The 20,071-nt window shown below is 66.0% G+C and carries 20 protein-coding genes; 5 read left to right on the plus strand and 15 right to left on the minus strand.

What is annotated here, in order from left to right; all coding sequences use genetic code 11:
- Positions 1 to 20 precede the first annotated feature (20 nt).
- Positions 21 to 1,100 carry a phosphodiester glycosidase family protein gene (locus AB0876_RS06905; RefSeq protein WP_526041567.1) on the plus strand — a complete coding sequence of 360 codons (1,080 nt, stop codon included), beginning with the start codon at positions 21 to 23 and terminating at the stop codon, positions 1,098 to 1,100.
- 2 nt (positions 1,101 to 1,102) lie between these two features.
- On the opposite strand, the gene AB0876_RS06910 is transcribed toward AB0876_RS06905, so the two are convergent.
- From AB0876_RS06910 to AB0876_RS06920, 3 genes are all read right to left on the minus strand, one after another.
- Positions 1,103 to 1,627: a LuxR family transcriptional regulator gene (locus AB0876_RS06910; RefSeq protein WP_526041920.1), complete on the minus strand. Its 525-nt coding sequence runs from the start codon at positions 1,625 to 1,627 to the stop codon at positions 1,103 to 1,105.
- 218 nt (positions 1,628 to 1,845) lie between these two features.
- Positions 1,846 to 2,124 (minus strand): barstar family protein, encoded by a 279-nt coding sequence (locus AB0876_RS06915; protein WP_491841902.1) that lies wholly within the window; start codon positions 2,122 to 2,124, stop codon positions 1,846 to 1,848.
- Positions 2,121 to 2,561, minus strand: coding sequence for a guanyl-specific ribonuclease (locus AB0876_RS06920; protein WP_491841901.1), 441 nt, complete (start codon positions 2,559 to 2,561; stop codon positions 2,121 to 2,123). Before AB0876_RS06920 ends, AB0876_RS06915 begins: the two co-directional genes overlap by 4 nt.
- Positions 2,562 to 2,633: 72 nt before the next feature.
- On the opposite strand from AB0876_RS06920, the gene AB0876_RS06925 reads away from it, so the two are divergent.
- The gene (locus AB0876_RS06925; RefSeq protein WP_526041568.1) at positions 2,634 to 4,784 is read left to right on the plus strand and encodes an SGNH hydrolase domain-containing protein; all 2,151 of its coding nucleotides are present in this window, start codon (positions 2,634 to 2,636) and stop codon (positions 4,782 to 4,784) included.
- 3 nt (positions 4,785 to 4,787) lie between these two features.
- On the opposite strand, the gene AB0876_RS06930 is transcribed toward AB0876_RS06925, so the two are convergent.
- From AB0876_RS06930 to AB0876_RS06940, 3 genes are read right to left on the minus strand one after another with little or no spacing between them, the layout of a single operon-like run.
- Positions 4,788 to 6,335, minus strand: a complete 1,548-nt coding sequence (locus tag AB0876_RS06930; RefSeq protein WP_526041569.1) for a carotenoid oxygenase family protein — start codon at positions 6,333 to 6,335, stop codon at positions 4,788 to 4,790.
- Between the two features lie 17 nt (positions 6,336 to 6,352).
- Positions 6,353 to 7,000 (minus strand): TetR/AcrR family transcriptional regulator, encoded by a 648-nt coding sequence (locus AB0876_RS06935; RefSeq protein ID WP_491841898.1) that lies wholly within the window; start codon positions 6,998 to 7,000, stop codon positions 6,353 to 6,355.
- Complete coding sequence (locus tag AB0876_RS06940; RefSeq protein ID WP_491841897.1) at positions 6,997 to 7,452, minus strand: MarR family winged helix-turn-helix transcriptional regulator; 456 nt, start codon at positions 7,450 to 7,452, stop codon at positions 6,997 to 6,999. The genes AB0876_RS06935 and AB0876_RS06940 overlap by 4 nt, the downstream gene beginning before the upstream one ends.
- 61 nt (positions 7,453 to 7,513) lie before the next feature.
- Between AB0876_RS06940 and AB0876_RS06945 the strand changes: the two genes are divergently transcribed.
- Entirely contained in the window at positions 7,514 to 7,840 is a 327-nt protein-coding gene (locus AB0876_RS06945; protein ID WP_491841896.1) for an antibiotic biosynthesis monooxygenase family protein, read from the plus strand.
- 3 nt (positions 7,841 to 7,843) lie between these two features.
- On the opposite strand, the gene AB0876_RS06950 is transcribed toward AB0876_RS06945, so the two are convergent.
- Positions 7,844 to 10,003 (minus strand): AAA family ATPase, encoded by a 2,160-nt coding sequence (locus AB0876_RS06950; protein WP_491841895.1) that lies wholly within the window; start codon positions 10,001 to 10,003, stop codon positions 7,844 to 7,846.
- A gap of 66 nt (positions 10,004 to 10,069) precedes the next feature.
- Positions 10,070 to 10,933 (minus strand): fructosamine kinase family protein, encoded by an 864-nt coding sequence (locus AB0876_RS06955; RefSeq protein ID WP_526041570.1) that lies wholly within the window; start codon positions 10,931 to 10,933, stop codon positions 10,070 to 10,072.
- Between the two features lie 80 nt (positions 10,934 to 11,013).
- Here AB0876_RS06955 and AB0876_RS06960 point away from each other — a divergent pair, with 80 nt between their 5' ends.
- Entirely contained in the window at positions 11,014 to 12,717 is a 1,704-nt protein-coding gene (locus AB0876_RS06960) for a BamB-related PQQ repeat family beta-propellar protein (protein WP_526041571.1), read from the plus strand.
- A 19-nt stretch (positions 12,718 to 12,736) separates the two neighbouring features.
- Here AB0876_RS06960 and AB0876_RS06965 read toward each other — a convergent pair whose 3' ends face one another.
- Positions 12,737 to 13,981 (minus strand): HNH endonuclease signature motif containing protein, encoded by a 1,245-nt coding sequence (locus tag AB0876_RS06965; protein ID WP_491841892.1) that lies wholly within the window; start codon positions 13,979 to 13,981, stop codon positions 12,737 to 12,739.
- 86 nt (positions 13,982 to 14,067) lie between these two features.
- Between AB0876_RS06965 and AB0876_RS06970 the strand changes: the two genes are divergently transcribed.
- Positions 14,068 to 14,799, plus strand: coding sequence for a hypothetical protein (locus AB0876_RS06970; RefSeq protein WP_526041921.1), 732 nt, complete (start codon positions 14,068 to 14,070; stop codon positions 14,797 to 14,799).
- Here AB0876_RS06970 and AB0876_RS06975 read toward each other — a convergent pair.
- From AB0876_RS06975 to AB0876_RS07000, 6 genes are read right to left on the minus strand one after another with little or no spacing between them, the layout of a single operon-like run.
- On the minus strand, positions 14,762 to 15,448 hold the full coding sequence (locus AB0876_RS06975; protein ID WP_526041572.1) for a YoaK family protein: 687 nt from the start codon (positions 15,446 to 15,448) through the stop codon (positions 14,762 to 14,764). The two genes, AB0876_RS06970 and AB0876_RS06975, sit on opposite strands and share 38 nt — an antisense overlap.
- A gap of 16 nt (positions 15,449 to 15,464) precedes the next feature.
- A complete protein-coding gene (locus AB0876_RS06980) occupies positions 15,465 to 16,406 on the minus strand; it encodes a mammalian cell entry protein (protein ID WP_526041573.1) in 942 nt (313 codons plus the stop codon).
- Entirely contained in the window at positions 16,373 to 16,933 is a 561-nt protein-coding gene (locus AB0876_RS06985) for an Rv1363c family protein (RefSeq protein ID WP_491841888.1), read from the minus strand. Before AB0876_RS06985 ends, AB0876_RS06980 begins: the two co-directional genes overlap by 34 nt.
- Complete coding sequence (locus AB0876_RS06990; protein WP_491841887.1) at positions 16,930 to 17,907, minus strand: RDD family protein; 978 nt, start codon at positions 17,905 to 17,907, stop codon at positions 16,930 to 16,932. The genes AB0876_RS06985 and AB0876_RS06990 overlap by 4 nt, the downstream gene beginning before the upstream one ends.
- On the minus strand, positions 17,904 to 18,548 hold the full coding sequence (locus AB0876_RS06995; RefSeq protein ID WP_491841886.1) for an Rv1363c family protein: 645 nt from the start codon (positions 18,546 to 18,548) through the stop codon (positions 17,904 to 17,906). The genes AB0876_RS06990 and AB0876_RS06995 overlap by 4 nt, the downstream gene beginning before the upstream one ends.
- Entirely contained in the window at positions 18,518 to 20,068 is a 1,551-nt protein-coding gene (locus AB0876_RS07000) for an MCE family protein (RefSeq protein WP_491842011.1), read from the minus strand. The genes AB0876_RS06995 and AB0876_RS07000 overlap by 31 nt, the downstream gene beginning before the upstream one ends.
- Positions 20,069 to 20,071: the final 3 nt, after the last annotated feature.

Genomic DNA, 20,071 nt, shown 5'->3' on the forward strand with positions numbered 1-20,071 from the left:
GTGTGGTTATTGTGTAGTTCGTGCCAGCCCTGGCAAAACTCCTCCAACGTGCGGTCGCTACTGCGGCCGCCGTTGCCGTCTGCGCGGCGCTAGCCACCACCGGCTCGCCCGTCGCACGCGCCGAGGACGCCCGCACGCTGCTGCTCGGAGCGATCGCCAACACCAAGGGCGCCTACCTCGTCTACAACTTCGGCGGCCAGTTCGCCGCACCGTTCCTGTCTGCCGACGGCCGCGCCTACACGCTGAACAACGGCGGCCATCTGATGGCGATGAAGAACGCCTCCGGACGGCTCAACCCGCGCCTGCTGGTCGACAGCCATCAGGGCTATCAGTCCCGCTGCGAGCGCACCCCCGGCGCGCGGACGAGCGAAGGACTCTGGCAAGCGTCGGAAACCTACGCGCCGCTGGCCGCCTGGCAGGTCCTGGGCCAGCCGACCATCGCGGTGAACGCCAACTTCTTCGACGTACGCGGGCAGAAGGGCGGCTCGTGGCGCGATACCAAATGCTCGTCCCCGCTGGGCGCCTACGTCGACAACACCCGCGGCCAGGGCCGGGCCAACGCCGCGGTCACGGGCACGCTGGCCTACGCGGGCAAGCAGGGCCTGTCCGGCGGTGACGAGCGTTGGGCCGCACTGGCGACCATGATCCTTCCGATGGGCGGCGCCCCGTATGTGGTGATGCCCAAGGGTCCCGACGACTACGACTCGGCCACCCCGGTGATCCAGCGCCTGCTGGATCAGAACGCCCGGTTCGTCGCGGTCGCCGGTATCGGACTGCTCGCTCCCGGCGACACCGGTCAGCTCAACGACAACGGCCCGAGTGCGGCCCGCACCGCCATCGGCTACAACCGGGCCACCGACCAGCTCTACGTCTTCCAAGGCGGCAGCTACACCCCGGACAACATCCAGGACCTGTTCCGCGGCCTCGGCGCCGACAACGCACTGCTGCTCGACGGCGGCGGTTCGTCGGCGATCGTGTTGCGCCGTGACACCGGAGGCATGTGGAGCGGAGCCGGATCACCGCGCGGCAACTGCGATACCCGTCAGGTGCTGTGCGATTCGCGTGAGCGGGCCCTGCCCAGCTGGCTTGCCTTCAACTGAGCTCAGTTGACCAGTACTTCAGCGAGAACCGCATTCGGCATGCGCAAGGGCCGCAGGTACTGGTGCAATCCCGGATGGCACAGCTGCAGGAGGCGCTCTTGGGGCTCGCCGCCGTCCATGCGTTGATCGCCAAGGTATTTCAGCGTCGTACCGGACGGAAGATCGCCGGCAACCAAGGAGGCCGTCGTGCCCGATATCAATGTCTGCCCACCATGGGCGATGTCGCGCAGACGCTCGGTGCCGGCCGCAGTGCTGTGCACACCGATGCACAGCTCAAACGGATCCAACGGCATCAGTTGCAGATACAGCGCGCAGGACACGGCATCGGATGCGCGGTCGAAGGCAGCCACGAAACCGTCGCAGGGCCATCGCTTCCCCGATAACGCGCCGCCGTGGAGCGCGACAAAGTGGGTCATCGTCGCTCGAAAGTACGGGAGCGCGGCGGCCATACCCCTGGGGTCGGTTTGCCACAGGTGTGCGGACCCCTCGGTCCGGGCCATCAGCCACGTCGTCGCCGTCGCCGGCATTTCGGTCACGCGCGCGTCGCTCCCGCCTGTTGTCCGCCAGTGATCCCGCACCTGACGGCGCGCAGAACGCCAGGGTAACCAGTTTTCGCAGGCTTCGCTTCAGCCCTCAACACCGTTGCCGCAGAAGCTCGTTGCCAACCCGATGCCGCAGCACCATTGCCCACGCCGGACGCGCGTAAGCTGTCACAGCCGTGATTTGCCGGCCTGACAACTGAGGGTCAGTTCTCCAGCCAGAGGTCGACGCCCTCGGTGGTGAAGATGGACAGCACGGTGCTCCAGGTGTCCTCGCCGAGCGTGTCTTTGATGTTGCGGTAGTCGGTCATCACGAACCGGAACTTGCGATTCTCCGGCGTACCGAAACCGCCGCGCAGGCAGTCGGCCAACGCGTCCAGATTCGAGCCGAAGTAGCCGCCGTCGCCGTTGACCGCGCGGCCGATCTCGGTGAAGAAGTCCGCTCTGGAACCCACCTTGGTCCCGTCGATCCGATACGTCTTCACATGCCTCCGATCAGGCAGAACGATTCGTAATGGTCGCCGGTGTAGTAGTACTCGGGCGGGTCGGTCTGCGGTGATCCCCCGGTGACGATGCGCCGCTTGCCACGGTGCTTGTTGCCCGGCGTCGGGACCGTGTACTCGTGGTAGTAGCCGCGCTCGTGTTTGGGCAACCGGCCTTCGTAGTTTCCGAAAACGACGCCGTCGTTGCGCGGGTAGGGAAACGGCCCTCCGGACTGGATGAGCTCCACGGTCTTGTCCGCTTCCGGCGGGAGGCCGTTCAGCGCGCAGGTGCCGTCGGCTGCCGCAGACTTCGCCGGTGCTGCCGGTCCCGATGTCGAAGCCGGTGGCGCAGCCGGAGATGACGTGGTTTCGGTCGGAGCGCAACACCCTGAAAGCAGGCCGCACAGCACTGCCAGCGCCGCAATGCGTGATCGTCCCATCGGCACGAGGCTAGCAACAGCGGTCGCAAATCCAGGGTCAACACGGGTTGCCGTGCGACGATCGTTACTCGAGTGAACAGAGTGATTACCCCAGCGCGGCCCACCGCCCGCCGCGGCAGTGCCGCGAGCGGGCGAAAACCCCTGTCGAACAAACAATTTCGCCCCGACATCGAGGGGCTACGAGCGGTCGCGGTGCTCGCCGTGGTGCTGTTTCATGCCGGGGTACCCGGCTTCGGTGGCGGGTTCGTCGGCGTCGACGTCTTTTTCGTCGTGTCGGGATTCCTGATCACCGGGATGCTGTGGCGCGAGGCGTCGGGCAGCGGGACCGTCCGGATGGCCCAGTTCTATGCCGGACGCGCGCGTCGTCTGCTGCCGGCAGCTGCACTCGTCCTCGTGGCGACGTCGATGGCGGCGACCCTCCTGCTGCCGCCACTGCAGGCCCGATCCGTGCTGGCCGATGCGATCGCCAGCGCCTTGTATGCCGGGAACTACCGCTTCGCGGCGCAGGGCACCGACTATCTGGCGGCTGAGACGGCAGCGTCGCCGCTACAGCACTACTGGTCACTCGGTGTGGAGGAACAGTTCTATCTGCTGTGGCCGGCCCTGATCCTCGGCACCGCGTGCCTCCTGGCCCGCAACGGCCGGGGCACCCGGTCAGCAGTCCCTTATGCGTGCGTCCTGGCGGTGGTGACCGGCGCGTCGCTCGCGGTGTCGCTGTCATGGACCCAGACCATGCCGCCCTGGGCGTTCTTCTCCCTGCCGACCCGCGCCTGGGAGTTGGCCGCCGGCGGTTTGATCGCGTTGACGGCGGCGCACTGGCGCACCCTGCCGCCGGTGTGTGCGGCGTTGGTCGGCTGGGGTGGCTTGGCGCTGATCCTGGCCACCTGCACTCAACTCGGCACCGCCACGCCCTATCCGGGTACGGCGGCAATACTGCCGGTGATGGGGACCGCACTGGTGATCGGCGCTGGTTGTGCGATACCCGACCTGGGTGTGGGACGGCTCCTGTCGAAACCGGCGATGCGCGGTATCGGCCGGTTGTCGTACTCGTGGTACCTGTGGCACTGGCCCGTACTGCTGTTGGCGCCCGCACTGTTCGGCCACGGCCTGGGCCTCGCCGGCCGGTTGGCGATGGTGGTGATATCGCTGGGCCTGGCGCTCCTGACGTTGCATCTGGTCGAGAACCCGGCCCGGTTCGCTGCGGCGCTGCGGGCGTCCTCGTGGCGCAGTTTGGCCGTCGGCGCGACGGCGACCGGCGTGGCCGTCTGCGCGGGTCTGGTGCTGTTGGCGGTGCGCCCGGTTCCGACAGGGTCCGGACCGGCAGCGGTTCCGGTCGCCCTGATCGGGCCGCCCCCGGCTGCCGCCCCGACGCGGGCTCTGACGCCCGAACAACAGATACAGGCAGCCGTCGCCACGTCGGCCGGTCTGCGCGCAGTGCCGTCGAATCTGTCACCGCCACTGGACAACATCACCAAACCCGAGGCGTTCGTCAACGGGTGCGTCCTGTCGTGGCAGGACGTCGCCGTGCCGGACTGCGCGTCCGGCGACACCACATCGGCCACCAAGGTCGCGCTGATCGGGGATTCTCACGCGGGGATGTGGCAACCGGCCCTGGAAACCGCGGCGCAACAGCAGCATTGGCGGCTTGAGACCTATGCGAAGGTCACCTGTCCGCCGATGAAGCTCCCGATCCTCAGCCCCTACCTCGACCGCGAGTTCACCGAATGCAAGCAGTGGCGGGCCGATGTGCTGACCAGGATCGCCAACGAACGCCCGGCGCTGATCGTGCTGGACATGGTGCGTCGCTACGGGGCCGATTTCGGGTTCGTCAGTTATGACCCGACCTGGCTGGACGCATTGACACGACTGGTGTCGCAGTTACGCGGTACGGGCGCGCGGGTCCTGGTCCTCGGTCCGGTTCCTGACCCGCACACGACAGTGCCGACATGTCTGTCGGCACACATGGACGACGCGTCGGCCTGCGCCCCCAACCGCTCGATCGCGATGAACGACAACGGCATCGCCGCGGAGACCGCGGCGGTGCAGGCCGGCGGCGGCCAGTACGCGCGGCTGGACCAGTTCTTCTGCACCGACCAGCGCTGCCCGGTGATCGTCGGCAACACCTTGGTGTTCCGCGACGACAACCACATCACTGCCGAGTACGCCCAGTTGCTGTCGCCGGTGATCGCACGTTTGACCGAAAGTGCTCTGGCGCCCAACTAGTTTCTACAACCTGGCCACCTGATCAGTGAAGGCACCGTGATAGCTCATCGGCAGATGGAATGGCAGCCAGGCCTCGGCGATCGGTCCGGCATCGATGTGCGGCGCGTCGAACACCATCAGCCGGCTACGGTGCTTGGCCTCGTCATACCCCACGGTCAGCACCCATCCGTCGCCTTCTGCGGTACTGCCCGGGCGCGGCACGAAGATCGGCTCGACAAGTTTGTGGCCCCGCGGGCAGTAGGTCTGCACACTGCCGTCGGCGTGGTTGAAACGGCCGATCCCCTCCCCACTACCCTCCCCGTCACCGGGCACGGTCACGTAGGTCACCGAGTGCGGTTGGGTTGAGCGACGCTGATCGATCTGCGGGAATTCGCAACCCAATTGGGCAAGTGGTTCGGCCAGCACCCGGTCATCGGGTGTGATGCGGAAGCGGGTGAGCCGCACGGTATCCGGCACATCCTCGGCAGGAACATCTCGGTACAACCGTCCCGGGTCGCTGCGACTGTCCGCACCCCAGGCCTGCATCCCGCCGAAGGTCTCCGGGGCGAAGCGGGGTAGCTCAACCACCACGTCGGCCCCCTCCTCGTAGGCGTTGGCGTAGTGCCACATGTAGAACGGGTCGGTCTCGATCGTCCGGACCTTCCCGCCGTCACGCGGAGCCAGGACGAAGTAGGAGGGCTCGTTCTGCTTGAACCGCATGGCGTCCCAATAGGTTTGCCGCCCCAACGCGGCCCAGGGGTTGATCCGCAAGGGCGACAGCATGAAGATGGCGTAACGCGGGGTCAGCGCCATGTCGTGGATGAGTCCCATGCCGGGTAGCGGTACCGCGCGGAGGTACCGGGTAACGCCGTTGCGGTCGGTCTCGTACAGTCGCAGCCGCATACGCGGAATCGCTTCGCCTGCGAGTTCCCTCAGCCGCCTGATCTTTTCGTCCCGGCTCGGCGCACTACGGACGTGTCGCAGATCGAGGCGAGGAAAGTAGGGTTCGAACCCGAAGTTGACCCTGGAGTCCGTCGTCGCGTCGTAGGTGTAGTGCGCCGAGTACGCACCGATCGGACCCTTGAGCACGCCGTCGAGACTGCACATCCCGATCGTGTTGAGCGTGTCGAGGTCCATGCCGTGCGGCCGACCACCCTCCCACAGGGCGAGCAGTTGGTCTGCGCCGATCATCACGTTGGTGTTGGCCGTGTTTGCGGGCAACCGAAATGCGTTGGCCCGCATGCCCCCTGGCCGCTGGTAGGCGAAGCCGCGTTTCACCATCCGGCCTGCTGCCGTGGTGGTGAGGTAGTGCTCGGTGCGGACGAACCGGTTCTTGAACCGGACGCCGTTGCCGTCGATCGCGAACGCGACCACCATGCCGTCGGCGTCGAACAGGCTGTCCACCCGTGACGCACCGATGTTCCAGCGGCCAGACCCATTGCGGTAGAGCGTTCCGGTCAACCCCTGCGGGAGCGTGCCGGTGATCTCGGTGAGGGTCAGGTCATGTTCGCCAGAGACGTCCTCCCAGTACCGCGAGGGACCGTCGACCTGAGGTGAGGTGGGCGCAGCCATAAAAGACATCGTGTCTTTTATGGCTGCCCACTGTCAATAGCCGAAACGTCGAAGGGGCTGAACGGCAGAGCCGAGCCGCCGTCCCAACACAGCTTCGTCAGATGCTCGACGAGTTCGGCGCGAGGCATCGACGAATCCCGGATCCACCACTGGGCACTCACCATCGCCGACCCGACGATGGCCCGGGCCCACGGCGCGGCTGCCGCGGTGTCGACACCGCCGGCCGCCATGGACACCGTCAGCATGACCTCGACGGCGGTGGCGAGTTCGTCGAATATCCCCGGCATCTCGTGTCCCCCGGCGGCATGCACGCTCAACGCCCGGTACAAGTTCGGGTCGTCCTGCATCCAGCCACAGAGGACATCGAAGAACAACGACATGCGTTGCCGCAGGTCGGTCGACCCGGCGGCGCGGCGGGTGATCTCCGTCAGCAACCGATGAGCCTGACGCTCACCGAGCGCAGACAGGATGGCTGCCCGATTCGGGAAGACCGCATAAACGGCCGAGCGCACGAAGCCGGCCTCTTTGGCCACCTCGGCGATGCCCACATCGGGTCCGTGGGCACGGATCGCGCGCTCGGCGGCGTCGAGCAGATCGGTGCGTCGCTGCTCGACGTCGACACCAGGTCCGGCGGGCCTACCTCGCCCACGCCTTGCCGAGGTCACAGGCCAACCGTAGTTACCGGCACGGCCGCCTCGAGGTTCTCCGCGCAACGCAACAGCATCGTTGCGAGCTCATTCTGATCCTTGCCGGACAAACCGTTGAGCATGTCCCGCTCGACGTGGATGACCGCAGAGTGGGCTTGACCCAGTCGACGCTTCCCCGCCGCCGTCAGCTGCAACGCACGGGCACGGCCCCGCTGGGGGCCGGGGGCTTCCTCGACCAGGTCTTCGGCTCGTAGGCCCGCCAACACGTCCTGCAGCGACTGGCGGGTGACGAAACACAACCGCGCCAGCTCCGCGGCCGAGGCTTGCGGATGGTCGGCCAGCGCACGAAGGGCCGTGTACTGCGCCATCGACAAACCGGTGGAGCGCAGTGCCGCATCGCAATTGCGACGCAGGCTCTGCTGGACCCGCTTGACGAGGTAGCCGGCCCCACTTTCCACGTTCGGAGGCATGACAGGAACCTTACATCAGTGCTACCGTCGAGCTTGTAAGGAACCTGACATAGGAGGAATCGTGACCACCATCCAGCAGCACAGCCCGCACGCCACCCTCATCAACGTGTTCACCGTGGAGCCGCAGCGGGCAGCCGAACTCGCCGCGTTACTGGGCCAGGCGACCGAGGACGTGATGCGCCACGTCCCCGGATTCATCTCCGCCAACATCCATCTGAGTACGGACGGCACTCGCGTCATCAACTACGCGCAGTGGCGCAGTGCCGAGGACTTCCAAGCCATGCTCGCCGACCCCACTGCGCGCGAACACATGGGCCGGTGCGCCGACCTCGCCACCAGCTTCGAGCCGCACCTGTACACAGTGGAATCGGTGCACGAGGCGAGCTAGGCGTCAGGCGGCGTCTTTCTTGGTGTCCTTCTTCTCGGGCTTCTTTTCCGGCTTCTTCTCGGGCTTCTTGGCACCCTTCACGTCGTTGACCGCCTTCTCCGCGCCCTTCTGGACACCCTCGGCAGCCGACTGGATCTGCTTGCGGCCGTCTTCGGCGAGCTTGTTCACGCGCTCCTGGGCGTCTTTGACAGCCTTGGCGGTGCGCTCACGCGCCCTCTCCGCGGAAGCCTTCGTACGCTCACCGGCCTCCGTGACCGATTTCTCGACCTCTCGGCGAGCCCCGTCAGCTGCGGCGGTGAGCTTCTTGACGCTGTCGCCCTCAACAGATTTCAGCTTGACGGTGTCCGCGCCGACCTTGGTCTGAGTGATGGGTTGCGGCTCGAAACTCGTCGTCTTCGTAAGGCTCTGTGTCCCAACGTTGTTCTCAGCGTTACCGAGCGCCTCCGGAGTGAGGCTGTTGAGCGAGTCGGTCAGCGCCGAGAGATCCAGGCCGGACAGGTTCGACGAGCCACCGACGCCGAGCAGGCCCAGCAGGGTCTTGATCGGGTTGGAGACCGGGGTCTGACTCACCAGGCCGTCGCTGATCGCCTTCTCGATGCCGGTGACGAGGTTGTTGATCAGATGCCCGGGCACCTGTTCCCAATCGACGTCCGCCGGAAGGGTGCCGAAAGCGGTTGGGACATCGGCTTCGTCGAGCGAGCGCTCATATATGCCCGTCGTCGGGTTGTAGGACACATCGGTGTAGCCGAGGTTGACCAGGCTGGTGAGGACCGGGCTCAGCGCCGTGCCGATCGGATTGTTGAGGTTCGCCCCGGTCAGCAGGTTGATGACGTCGTACGCCAGATACGTCGGCTCCAGCAGCGGCAGGCTGTTGGCGGGGATCGTGATGTAGATGTTGAGCTTGGGACCCAGCTGCGGGTTGTCCCCGGGATTGGCCAGATAGTCGGTGACGTCCGCGCCGAGCTGTGACACGGCTTGGTCGATCAGCACTGTGCCGAGTGTGTCGAGTGACTGGTTCCGCAGGATGTAGGTCGGGAACAGGCCTGCCGCAACATTGTTCGCCATCGTGAACGGGTTGGGCCAGGCGGCGAAGTCCGAGAGCGGCAGGTACTCGGCGGTGGCATCGATCTTGATCGGGATGAGGTTCGCACCGCCGGGAGTGAGTCCGAACAACGGGATGTCACCGACCACGGGGATGCCCGAGACGATGCTGGTCCCGCTGCTCTGCACCTGGGTATCGGGTGTCACCGTGTCGATCCCGAGGAGTCCGAAAAGCGGATACGCCCGCGCCAGAATGCCGCCGTTGGCGCGGCCCGGGTTGTCGATCAAGATCATCGGCAGGATGGTGAAACTGCCCAGCAGGGGGTTGGTTCCGGTGTAGTTGGCGCCACCGGGCTGGTTCGGCAGATCATCGACCACCTGTTGGTAGGCCGCGCCCGCGGCGAACGCGCCGAAGCCCCAGCCGGCGACGATCGGGATGCGCACATCGGCGGCATTCGTACTCAGCGGTGGCAGGGTGATACCGAGCAACGCGAGCGCAGCTTTGAGGCTGTCGAACTTGAGGCCACTCGTCGGCAGACCGAGCGCCGTGAAGATCGAATCGAGGCTGACATCGAGGTACGGGGTGTTGTTGATCTCGTCGGCCACCGAGTTCGGGAACGACGGCACCCACCCGAGGTCCACACCGAGCAGACGGATGAGCGTGAACAGGCCGCCGGTCGTGATCACGTTGACCCCGGCCGAGGACAACGGATCGGTGAGATCGACTCCCAGAAGGTCTTCCACGTCGACCGGCAGGGCGCCGAGTGCCCCACCCAAGATCCCGTTCAGCGCGTCCTTGGTGGGGGTGGTCGGATCGATCCCCGCGGCCTGCAGGAGGGCCAGCAGGTTGAAGTTGTCGACGAACGCCGTCTCCAGCTGCGCGCCGACGGTCTGGAACTGGTTGTACACCTGGGTTCCCAAGCCACCTGTGAGGTCCGGAATCTGGTCGGGCGGCGGGAAGATCTGCACCCCGGATTGCAGCCGAAGATCGCGCTGGACTGCAGCGGCCTGGGCCGGTGGCGGAGCAACGCCCACCGTAAGCGCGGTTACCGTTGCGGTTGCCGCCCCGAGAGTCGCGACCCTCTTGACGCGCCGCCGCTGCCTACGGTGCTTAACTGCCATCTGACCAGTCCTTTCGGTCACCTTCTCAGGTTTATCTCAGGCAACTTAACACTATTGTGACCTTTGTCACTGAATTGCTGGAGAAATTTCACTGTTCGCCTTCGCAATTTGTCGCAAACTTGTTGCAATTGACCCGATCGGTGCTGTGCTGGGCAGAGATATATTGACGCCTGCGACAGGCTGTCCCGCATATCCGCCGCCGAACAGCACAACGTGAGCCAGCAGCGGATAGAGCTGATGCAGGTCGACCCGATCACGCCATCCGTCGCGCAGCGGCCGGATAGACCGGTACGCCGCCAGCACGTCATCCAGGAACGGAAACCCGAACAGCGCCAGCATCGCCAGATCCGTCTCGCGATGACCACCATGTGCGGCGGGATCGATGAACACCGCACCGTCGGCAGTCCACATCACGTTGCCGGTCCAGAGGTCGCCGTGCAGCCTGGCCGGCCCGTCGTCGTCATCGAACGCGCCGGCGCGGCAGAGGTCGGCGACCGCCGCTATGGCGTCGTGCGCCCCTGCATTGAGCCGCCCCGCCGCCAGGTGCGCCATCGGACTCAATCGCTCATCGGCGTAGAACGTGCCCCAAGAATCGTGGTGGGCCAACGACATCGGCAACGGCTGCGACATCGGCCCGAAGAACCCCACTCCCCCGTAGCCGTCCGGCCCGGCTCCGTAGGCCGGCGCACCCGCATCATGGATATGGGCCAGTTGCTCGCCGAAGGCTCGAGCAGCTCGCGCTGTCGGCGGCACCGAGTGCAGGCTCTGCAGCGTCAATGATGTTGCGTCGTAACCGATTACCGGGACACTCGGGACGCCATCTGCCACCGCCAACCAGTTCAGTCCGGCGGCCTCTGCGGCGAAGAATCCCGCCGGCGCCGACTCATTGCGTTTGACGAAGACGTCGGCCCGGTCCGCGGCATTGGGCATATAGGGCAGGTTACCGGCGTGAACTGGCAGAATTTTCCACCGTGCCGTGGGGGAGATCGTTGCTGCGTGTCATGTCGGCAGTGAGCCTGGGATTGGCGTGTTCCCTGCTCATATCCGCGTTGGGCCTCGCCCTCACGGGTTGGCTGACGGGTGAGCCCTCCCCGGCTCTCGGTGCGTGGGAGGAGTTCCTACCGCCTGAAGCAGCATCGCTGGGAGCACAGACACCCCGAACCATCGCCGTCGCCCTGTGCTGGCTGGTCGGGCTGCTGCTGGTGTCCGCTGTCATTGCCTGGTTCGTGGGTCGAACCCACCCGGGTTCATGGGCTGTGCCGGCGATAGCTGGCGTGATGGCGCTGTTGTTCATGGTGTTCTTCGCCGACCGGTTCGGACAGTTCGTCGGCTGGATGATGTTCTATCCACGAACCGCCCAGCTGCCCATCACGCTGGCCGCCTGGCGTATGGCACTGATCGGCGTGGTCGCACTGATCGTCGGCAGCTTCGCCGTTTCCCGCCTCTCGGATCGTGGCTGGCGCGTGCCTGCCGTGGCCGGGGTTGTCCTCGGGTTAGTGGTCTCGGCTTCGGCAACCATGCCGGCGATCCGTGCCGGTGACGACCACCGATTCGTCGATGCGTCGGTCTCAGCACCGCCGTCCACTGATGTTCCGCTGCCGGCGGCCCTGGGCGCAAAACGCTTCACCCTCAAAGTGTCCGACTGGACAAACTGGGACCGGATCGAGCACAACGGGTGGTACGTCGAACCCATCGCCGGCGGCTTCGTCACCTACGGCAACGGACGCGTCACCGCCTACGGCCCTGATTCCACTGAGCGGTGGCATTATTCGCGTCGCGGACCCGGCGAATCAGTCGTGACCTCGCTGCGGGTGTTCGACGCCGGACAGACGGTCGTCATCGGAATCGGCTCATACCCTTCGGTATTGGTGGGTCTCGACGCACCCACCGGCCGCCAGATGTGGTGGTCCTCCGACCGGACTCTGGTCGACACCTACCGCCATGTCAGTAATCACCGCCGCCCACCGGGTCAGACGTACCTGGTGGATGAGGATCCCGATGCCTTGGCCTGGACACGATTCGACGCACGAACGGGGACCGCTTTGTGGACCGCGCCTGTCCCCGTCACAAGTTGCCAGTTCCGGAGCGACAGTGACGCACGCCTACTGCGAGTTGTCGACCGGTGCCCCGACGGCTACGGCATGGATGTCCAGTTCGCCGTTGCCGATCCGAACGATGGCACCACCGCCTGGCAAGCGACGGTGCTACGCGGACTTCCTTACTCGCAGCAGGATTTCAAAACCCACCGCGCGATGCTGTACACCCTGGAAGCAAGTGACGACGCAACCATCATCACCCTCGCCCCCAAAGGGGGACCCGATCGCTCCGTCTTCGTCAACGCCCGACTACGGACACTGTCGGACCTCAACGATCCTGCCTATCCGATCCTCACCACCGACGGCTCCGACCAGTTCCTGACCCATGACAACGACCGGGCCACCCTGCGCAACCCTGACGGACGTGAGCAGTGCTCGTTCACCAACCGTCCCGCGAGTGCCACCGGGCGCATGTCCCCGGACGGCATGGCCGTGATCCTGGACAGGCAGGTCGTTTTCGGCACCTACGACGCGCTCGTGAGCTTCGACCGAGACACGTGCGCGCAGACCGGGAGTATTCCGATCTCGTCGCGTCCGGCCGCACTCATGGCAGCACCCGGTGTCACCCTCGTCGTCCGCACCGATGACACCGGCACCTGGGTCGACGGTTACGCCTGATGCACGGCGCCGCCCGGGGCTAGGCGACTTTAGGCGGTGGTTGCGGTTGGAACGGTGTGTACCACCACCAGTCAGCACGCTCACCGGTAGGTCCGGGGCACGGCGGGACATTGGGTGGGGGTGTGGTGGGTGGACGGGCCAGCGATCCCCCGTGTAGCTGCTTCCCGGTGGGGTCGGTGACGACGAGTTGATGTGCGGGACCGGTGATGGTGATCTCGCCGCGGTGGTGGGCGCGGTGGTGATAGGGGCAGACCAGGACTAGATTATCGAGGTCGGTGGACCCGCCATCTTCCCAGTGCACGATGTGGTGGGCGTGCAGACCGCGCGTGGATCCGCAGCCGGGCACCACACAGCAGCGGTCGCGGTGCTCCAGAGCGCGGCGCAACCGGCGGCTGATGGTGCGGGTGCTGCGGCCGACCCCGATCGGCCGACCCTGGCGTTCCAGCCACACCTCGCAGGTGGCGTCGCACAATAGGTACTGGCGTTCGTCATCGGTCAACACCGGCCCCAGATGCAGGGCAGCGATGCGATCGGCGGCATTCAAATGCACAGCGACGGTGGTGTGCTGGCCGTGCGGGCGCCGCGCCGCCTCGTAGTCCCAGCCCGCCTCGACCAAGCTCATGAACGCATCCGCCCTGTCGGGAAACGGCCGCGCGCCCTCGGCGTCCTCGTCGGTGTCGTGGTCGCGTTTGAAGTCCGCGACCAACGCGTCGTGGTGCGCTTGGCGGGCGGCGTCGAATTTGGCGGCGTCCAAGCGTGGCAGGGTGATCCGGTAGGTGGTGTGTCCGTCGCCCTCGACCCGAGTGAATGACCGCTGCGGCTCAGGTTTCGGGTCAGGTGTTGGACGTGGCTCGAGCTTGACCGCGGTGCGTAACTGCCTGACGGTCGCGACCGCGGCCAACTCCGAATAATGCTCGTCGGACCCGTCGGCGGCTTTCTCGGCGATCACCCCCACTTGATCGAGTGAGAGTCGGCCTTCGCGCATCGCTTCGGCGCAGCGGGGGAACTCCACGAGCCGACGGGCCACCGCAACCACGGTCTCGGCATTACGCGGGGCGATGCCGGTCTTCCAGGCGACAAACGCGGGGATCGAGCGAACGCCGGTGGCTCCGCACAACTCGTCGCGCTCCAACTCCGCCACGATCTCCACGATCCGACCGTCGATCGCATTGCGCTGACCGCACAGCTGCGACAGCTCGTCGCACAGCACCTCCAACCGCCGCACAGGCGTCTCGCCGGCGAAAGAAGATGCCTCCGAATACATGCCACCATCATCCCAAAGGGGACCGACAACTTTTCGGACCACAACGACGACAGCCGCCGCCATCCGGCAAGATAGCTGCGGTGGGGATGAACCTGTTGCCTTCTGCGCACCTCTCCGACGCCGACGTCGCGGGGGCGCTCGAGAATGCCGTGGCTGTCATCAACCCGGTACTCGACATCTTCACCCGATTCGACCCCTTCGGGCTGCGGCGACGTACCCACCGCGAGGAACCCGCCGAGGGCGCCGTCGGCAAGACCCTCGACGTCGCGGCCGCGGTGCTGAACTTCGCCGAGCTGCCGGGCACCAAGGCCTGGGCCGAGATGGATCAAGACGGCCACGTGAAGTGGTGGGTGCATCGGGCCGGTGCGGTGACCACCATCCCGGTGGCATTCCCCGGTGCGTTCGGGGTCATCGCCAACCGCCTCCCGATCCAGGACATCCTGGGGTTCTCCAACCAGGCCATCGTGTTGTGTGCCATGGCCCGCGAGGACGGCGTCACCGACCTCGATGAGCAGGTACGGCTGCTGGGCGCGGTCCTGTGCGACCGTGGCCTCACCAACAGCCCCGCCGACGCCCCGGAAACGCCGCCGCAATCGCTGCCGGAAAAACTCTGGGACTTCGCCGGCAGCGTGCGGGCCGCCGGCGAGGAGATCGCGAAAAGACCGCACCCGCAAAAGGTTTACCGCTACCTCGGGATGCTGCCCGGGGTCGGCGCGGTAGCCGCCTACTTCGGCGAGGTCAATACCCTGCGACACGCAGCGCACGAAGGGGAGAGCTGGATCAGCGCGCGTTCTCCGCAGGAGCCGGCCCGAACTTGAAGATCAACGCGCTGGTCGCCACCACCACGGCCGCCGCAGCGATCACCGGCGCAACCGTGAACTGCGACACCGTCCCGCCGAGCACCGCACCAACACACATCGTCAGCACCACGCCGTAACGGAGCTTCTCGCGGTCCCCGGTACCGCCCGCCAGCCTGCTGTCGAAGCCGAGGCCGACGATCGTCTGCGTCAGCACCGTGGTGCTCAGTTCCTGGATACCGAACTGTCGCGCAGTCGCGTTCTGGATCCCGAAGGTCATCGCCAGAATGATCAGGATCAGCTTCCGGTTGTCGTCATAGGCCAGCACTCCCGTTCCGCAGAGGACCGAAAGCACAGTCAGCAGAACGACTTCCACACCCAACGCAGTTGTCAGCCAGTTCCGGACGTGGCTGTCGAGATGGCGCCGCAGCCGCCCACCCACCACCGTGCCCAGCACGAACCCCATGAACGCGACCAGCGCGCCCGTCACATCCACGCCGGAGTGCGGCACGAACCAGAACCCGAGGAAGATCACGTTTCCGGTCATGTTCGCGACGAACACGTGACCCAGCACCAACACACTGATGGCGTCCACGACCCCGGTCGCGAACGTCAACAACAGCAGGGCCACGACGGTTGACCGCTGTGTCACCGGTGAGGCGATGGCCATGCCTACATCCTCGCCGCTACAGCTGCGGAGACAAGTCCAATTGGGTCAACGTGGGCATCTGGGTGATGCGCCAATCACCATCGGTGCGCTGCAACATCAGCCGGAACGACAAATACCGCAGCGACGGAACGTTTTTGGTGACCGGACTGGTCGACACCGTGTTGGTGTAGACGATCGCGGTGGCCTCATTGCGGCCGATCGTCTCCACCGCGGTGCCCATCACCTCGGTGTTGTTGGTGACCTGCGCCTGCTTGTTGGTGGGCACGAGGGTATCGATGAACTGCCGGTACTGGGCGGCGAAGTCGTTGGACAGGTACCGCTCGGCCCGATCGGGAAGAGTCTCGATGTTGTCCGGGTTGTAGGTCCACAACGTCGTGATGGCATCGGCCGACGTCCGCGCCACCTGAAGCTTGGTGGCCACCAGCGCCCGATCGGCCAGGTATGGCTGCAGCATCGCACCGCCGAAAGCCCCGGCCGCAACGAATACCGCCGCAGCGCCTGCGGCGACGTACGTCAGCCGCTTGCCGGCCTCCCGGTGCGGAACCAGTACCTCGTCCTCGGCCGGCTCAACGTCGGCAGCATCCTCGACCGGCTCAGCGTCGGCAGCGTCGATGCCGGCTTCGGTATCCGACTCCTCCGTCGGCTCAGGTACAACGTCGGCCTCGGGTTCTGGCTCGGCCTCGGCATCACCTTCGGCCTCGGTCACGGCCTTACGGCGCGACTTACCCGTCGGGGTCCGACGTTCCGGAGCCGGCTCGGCCGTGGCTGTATCGTCCGCATCGTTCGTGTCGTCGGTGACGTCGACGTCGTCGGCGTCCTCGGATTCAGAGACGGACTCCGAGACCGATTCCTCGACCACCGCCTCGGCACGGCGACGCCGCCCGAAACGTATTCTGCGGCGCGGCTTGTCAGGCTCGCCGGTGGTCAGATCACCTGAATCAGCTGGCTGATCTTCCACTGCTGTCCTTCCCAAATCGTCGTCGCAATCCAGCGGCTACCGCTTTCGATCACGGACTTGCCGTCCGGAGATCGGGTGCTGATCTTGGTGGCGACCAGCACGTCGGCACTGCCGTTGTCGTTCCATCTCTGAATGCCGGCATCGAGCACAGCACCCTCTGTCGGTTCCGCGCGCGCCACCTGAACGACGATCTCGTTCTGCTTCTCCTGGAACATCTTTCGGAAATCGCCGGTCGCCTGCTCTTTGATGCGATCGGCATAGTCGTTGGCGTGGAACGGATCCAGCGTCGTATAGACCGTCATGAACTCGCGCACGTAATCGAGCGCCCCGGCACTCTTGATCTCGGCACGGCGATCGGATTCGTGACGCACCAGGATCAGGCTGCTGCCCACGATGGCGGCAGCGATGAGCAGGGCGGAGAGCATTCCGACGATCGGCAGACCCCAACGGATGGGTTCCTTGGGCTCCTTCGGCTCGACGGCGAAGTAGTCAACTTGACCCGGCTCGATCCGGCGACGCGGGCTCACTGTCCGCCTCCGCTCAGTACCGGCCGCTTGAGCACCGTCAGGTTGTCGACCAGCCAGTGGTCGTCGGACTTCTTGAACTCCACCCGCACCGTCGCGGTGATGAACTTCAACTCCTGCGGATTGGTGCCGCGTTGGCCCTGCAGCGCCACCAGCATGGTCGCCGCATCCTTCGTCACGCCGGGCAACACCGCACTGCTCACGGCCCAGTAGTCGTTGGTCGTGGGGCCGGCTTTGCGCACCGCGTCCTGCTGGGCAACCAGCTGCTGGCGGTAGTTGTCGGTGGTCAGCGCCTGTGCCTTGGTGAAATCCGCGTCGACGGAATCCACCCCGTAGCTGAGGAGTTCCTCGACGATGCGCGGCCCCTGCTCGGCGATCTGCGCCCGGGACTGATCCACGGCCCGGTCCTGCCGGTACACCAGCAGATATCCCAGCCCCACAGCGATTCCGCTGAGCAGCGCGAGCGTCAGCAACATCGCTCCGACGCGGCGCCGAACATCGGACTGCGGCCGGTCGACGCGACGCACCTCGGTGCGGGTCAGCAGATCGGCGAACGTCCGGTGACGCGAGTCCCACAGCGGCCACAGCCAGCCCACGAACACGGCCGCGGTGTCCAGCAGATGGGCGACATCGCGCAGCAGCAGCCGCCCCAGACCGGCATCGCCGGCCGAGGACACCACCCGGATACCGAACACCGATCGGCCGGGGCTCCACCCGGTCAACGCCGGCAACAGAATGCGATTCACACAAGAAACGGCCACCAGAAGGACCAGCCCGCCCGCGTACACCGCCCACCACAACCACTTGCCCAAATCCGTGCCCTGGGCGACCAGCGTCGCCGTCACGATCAAACCGGCCGGCGCCAGCACATCGATGGCGAACGCCCCGGCCCGCGCCGGCCACGACGCCAACCGCACCCCGTCCGTTCCGGTGCCCTCGGCGGCCACCGGTCCGGCGTTGTCCAGCACAGCGGTCACGACGACGTGACCTGGTCGAGCCGCGCGACCTTGTAGTTGCCGTCCTCCGCGCGGGCCATCTTCACCCGCAGCCGATAACCCTGCTCTTCATCGGACTTCTCGCTGTTGGTGACCAACACCCGCACCGCGACCAACAGGTCCATCGACCCGTCGTCGTTGTGCTTCTCCACCGCAGCCCGCAGATCCGAAACCTTCACCTGCACGTTGGCAGCCTGGTAGGCGTCGAGCAGCATGCCGCTGTAGAGGCCGGCCTGCGCGCCGAAGTCACCGGTCGCACATTCGATGATCTTGGTCTGAGCCTCGATCATCGCCTGGGTGTTGGGTGCCTGGGTCGCGGTGACACAGTCCTTGGCCGCCTGCAGGGCCTCGGCCTCGTCGCTGGCGATCCGTTCACTGTCCTGATGCGCACGCAGTGCCAGGTAGCCACCGACACCGGCGGCCGCGGCCAAGACCAGCAGCCCGGCGAGGATCGCCGCCATCCAGCCCCGCCCGAGCCGGGAAGGCCGCGCTGCGGCCTCCTCGGCGTCCGTGGCTGAGATCGGATCGGTGATCTCGGTGACGGCCTCCGCTTGCGGTTCGGTGGTGTGGGGGTCCTGCTGGTCGGCGAGGTTCAGCTGGCTGGCGCCAGCATCTCCTTCCATCCGTCATCTCCTGGTTTATTCGAGTTGGTGACGGAGTACTTCACACCGCCGGGACCGACCACCTCGCCGCTGGACGGACTATAGGTGGCGGTCGAACCTGCTGCCGGAGTGTAGATGCAGGGGTTCGGCTGCTGTCCACTACAACTCACATTGCCACCCCGCGGCGCGGTCAGCGGATCGCTCCGCATCGCCGTTGATTCCGGTGGTGGAAGTTGACTTGCCGGCAACGGGTTCATCCCATTATTCACCGAAGGCGCGGGGATCACCCGGCCCGGATCGACGGGCTGATCGCAGCGCGCGGCCGGGGCCGGGCAGTTGCGGATCTGATTCGGGTCGCCGTACCACGGGTTGGTGCCCAACGGCTGGTAAGGCTCGTTGCTACGGCACTCCGCGGGGGAAGCGGCCCGCTTGCCGGGCACGTCGGCACACGGGTAGTTACGCGCACCACGCACCGCGTTCGGCGCGTCCTTGGGGATCTTGCAGTACAGGCCCTCGGGCAGCGGAGCCTCGGACGTGTCCGCGGGCGAGCGCCACTGCGAGGCCGGCAGGAACCCGGTCAGGCACGGCGGCGGCATGTTGATGCCGAGACCGAAGTGCAGCAGGCCCTTGGGCGCAAAGATCGTCGCGGTCTGGGCGACGGCACCACCCTGGGGCAGTGCCACCAACACCTGCTCGACGTTCTTGTTGTAGCGCTTGAGCATGTCGATGACGATTTCCAGGTTCGCCAGCGTCTGCGGCAACGACTCCTGGACGTCACCGAACACCGAGTTCAGCTGATCGGCCGTCGGTGCCGCCTGCTGGATACCACCCCGCAACGCGGCATCGTTCTGAGCGCTCTGGGCGGCCAGCGTGTTCAGGTTCTTGGCCCACCGCGAGATCGCGTCGCCCGAATTCACCTGGCTGTCGATGATCGGCCCGGAGTTCTCCACGATGTCGTTGACCGAACCGATGTTGTCCTTGAAGTCACCGGCGATCGCCTGGGTGGAATCGACCAGATGCTGCAGTGACGGCCCGAGCCCGCCGACGGCCTGAGCCGTCTCGTCGAGCAGGGTCGCGATCTTCTCCTTCGGCAGCGCCGCCAAGCCCTTCTGCGCCGCGTCGAGCGACGGGCCCACCTCGGCAGGCACGGTGCCCTTCTGGATCGTGTCGCCGCTGCGGAAGTACTCCTTCGCGCCGTCCTTGGAGACCAGGTCGATGAACTGCTCACCGACCGCCGACACCGAGTGCACGTTGGCGCTCGCGTCGATCGGCACCCGGAACTGGTTGTAGATGTCCATCTTGACGTGGGCACCCTGCTCGGTGGGCTCCACCGAGGTCACCTTGCCGATCGTGGTTCCGCGATAGGTCACGTTGGCCGTGGCGTACAGACCGCCCGAGTTCGGGAGATTGGCGTTGAGCTGGTACATCCCGACGCCGGCCCAGGTCGGCAACCGCAGGTAGACCAGCGCCAGCACGACCAGGGCTATCACCGTCAACACAGTGAACAGAACGAGCTGCATCTTGATGAAGCGGGTCAGCAACAT

It is taken from the genome of Mycobacterium sp. NPDC049093 (assembly GCF_040704635.1).
Lineage (GTDB): Bacteria > Actinomycetota > Actinomycetes > Mycobacteriales > Mycobacteriaceae > Mycobacterium.

Coding starts and splice junctions, on each gene's coding strand:
- AB0876_RS06930 (WP_526041569.1), bottom strand. CDS start 6,335: ATGGCTGCGCCCACCTCACCTCAGGTCGACGGTCCCTCGCGGTACTGG.
- AB0876_RS06910 (WP_526041920.1), bottom strand. CDS start 1,627: ATGCCGGCGACGGCGACGACGTGGCTGATGGCCCGGACCGAGGGGTCC.
- AB0876_RS06975 (WP_526041572.1), bottom strand. CDS start 15,448: ATGGCCATCGCCTCACCGGTGACACAGCGGTCAACCGTCGTGGCCCTG.
- AB0876_RS06955 (WP_526041570.1), bottom strand. CDS start 10,933: ATGCCCAATGCCGCGGACCGGGCCGACGTCTTCGTCAAACGCAATGAG.
- AB0876_RS06950 (WP_491841895.1), bottom strand. CDS start 10,003: ATGGCAGTTAAGCACCGTAGGCAGCGGCGGCGCGTCAAGAGGGTCGCG.
- AB0876_RS06970 (WP_526041921.1), top strand. CDS start 14,068: ATGAACCTGTTGCCTTCTGCGCACCTCTCCGACGCCGACGTCGCGGGG.
- AB0876_RS06920 (WP_491841901.1), bottom strand. CDS start 2,561: ATGGGACGATCACGCATTGCGGCGCTGGCAGTGCTGTGCGGCCTGCTT.
- AB0876_RS06995 (WP_491841886.1), bottom strand. CDS start 18,548: ATGGAAGGAGATGCTGGCGCCAGCCAGCTGAACCTCGCCGACCAGCAG.
- AB0876_RS06940 (WP_491841897.1), bottom strand. CDS start 7,452: ATGCCTCCGAACGTGGAAAGTGGGGCCGGCTACCTCGTCAAGCGGGTC.
- AB0876_RS06965 (WP_491841892.1), bottom strand. CDS start 13,981: ATGTATTCGGAGGCATCTTCTTTCGCCGGCGAGACGCCTGTGCGGCGG.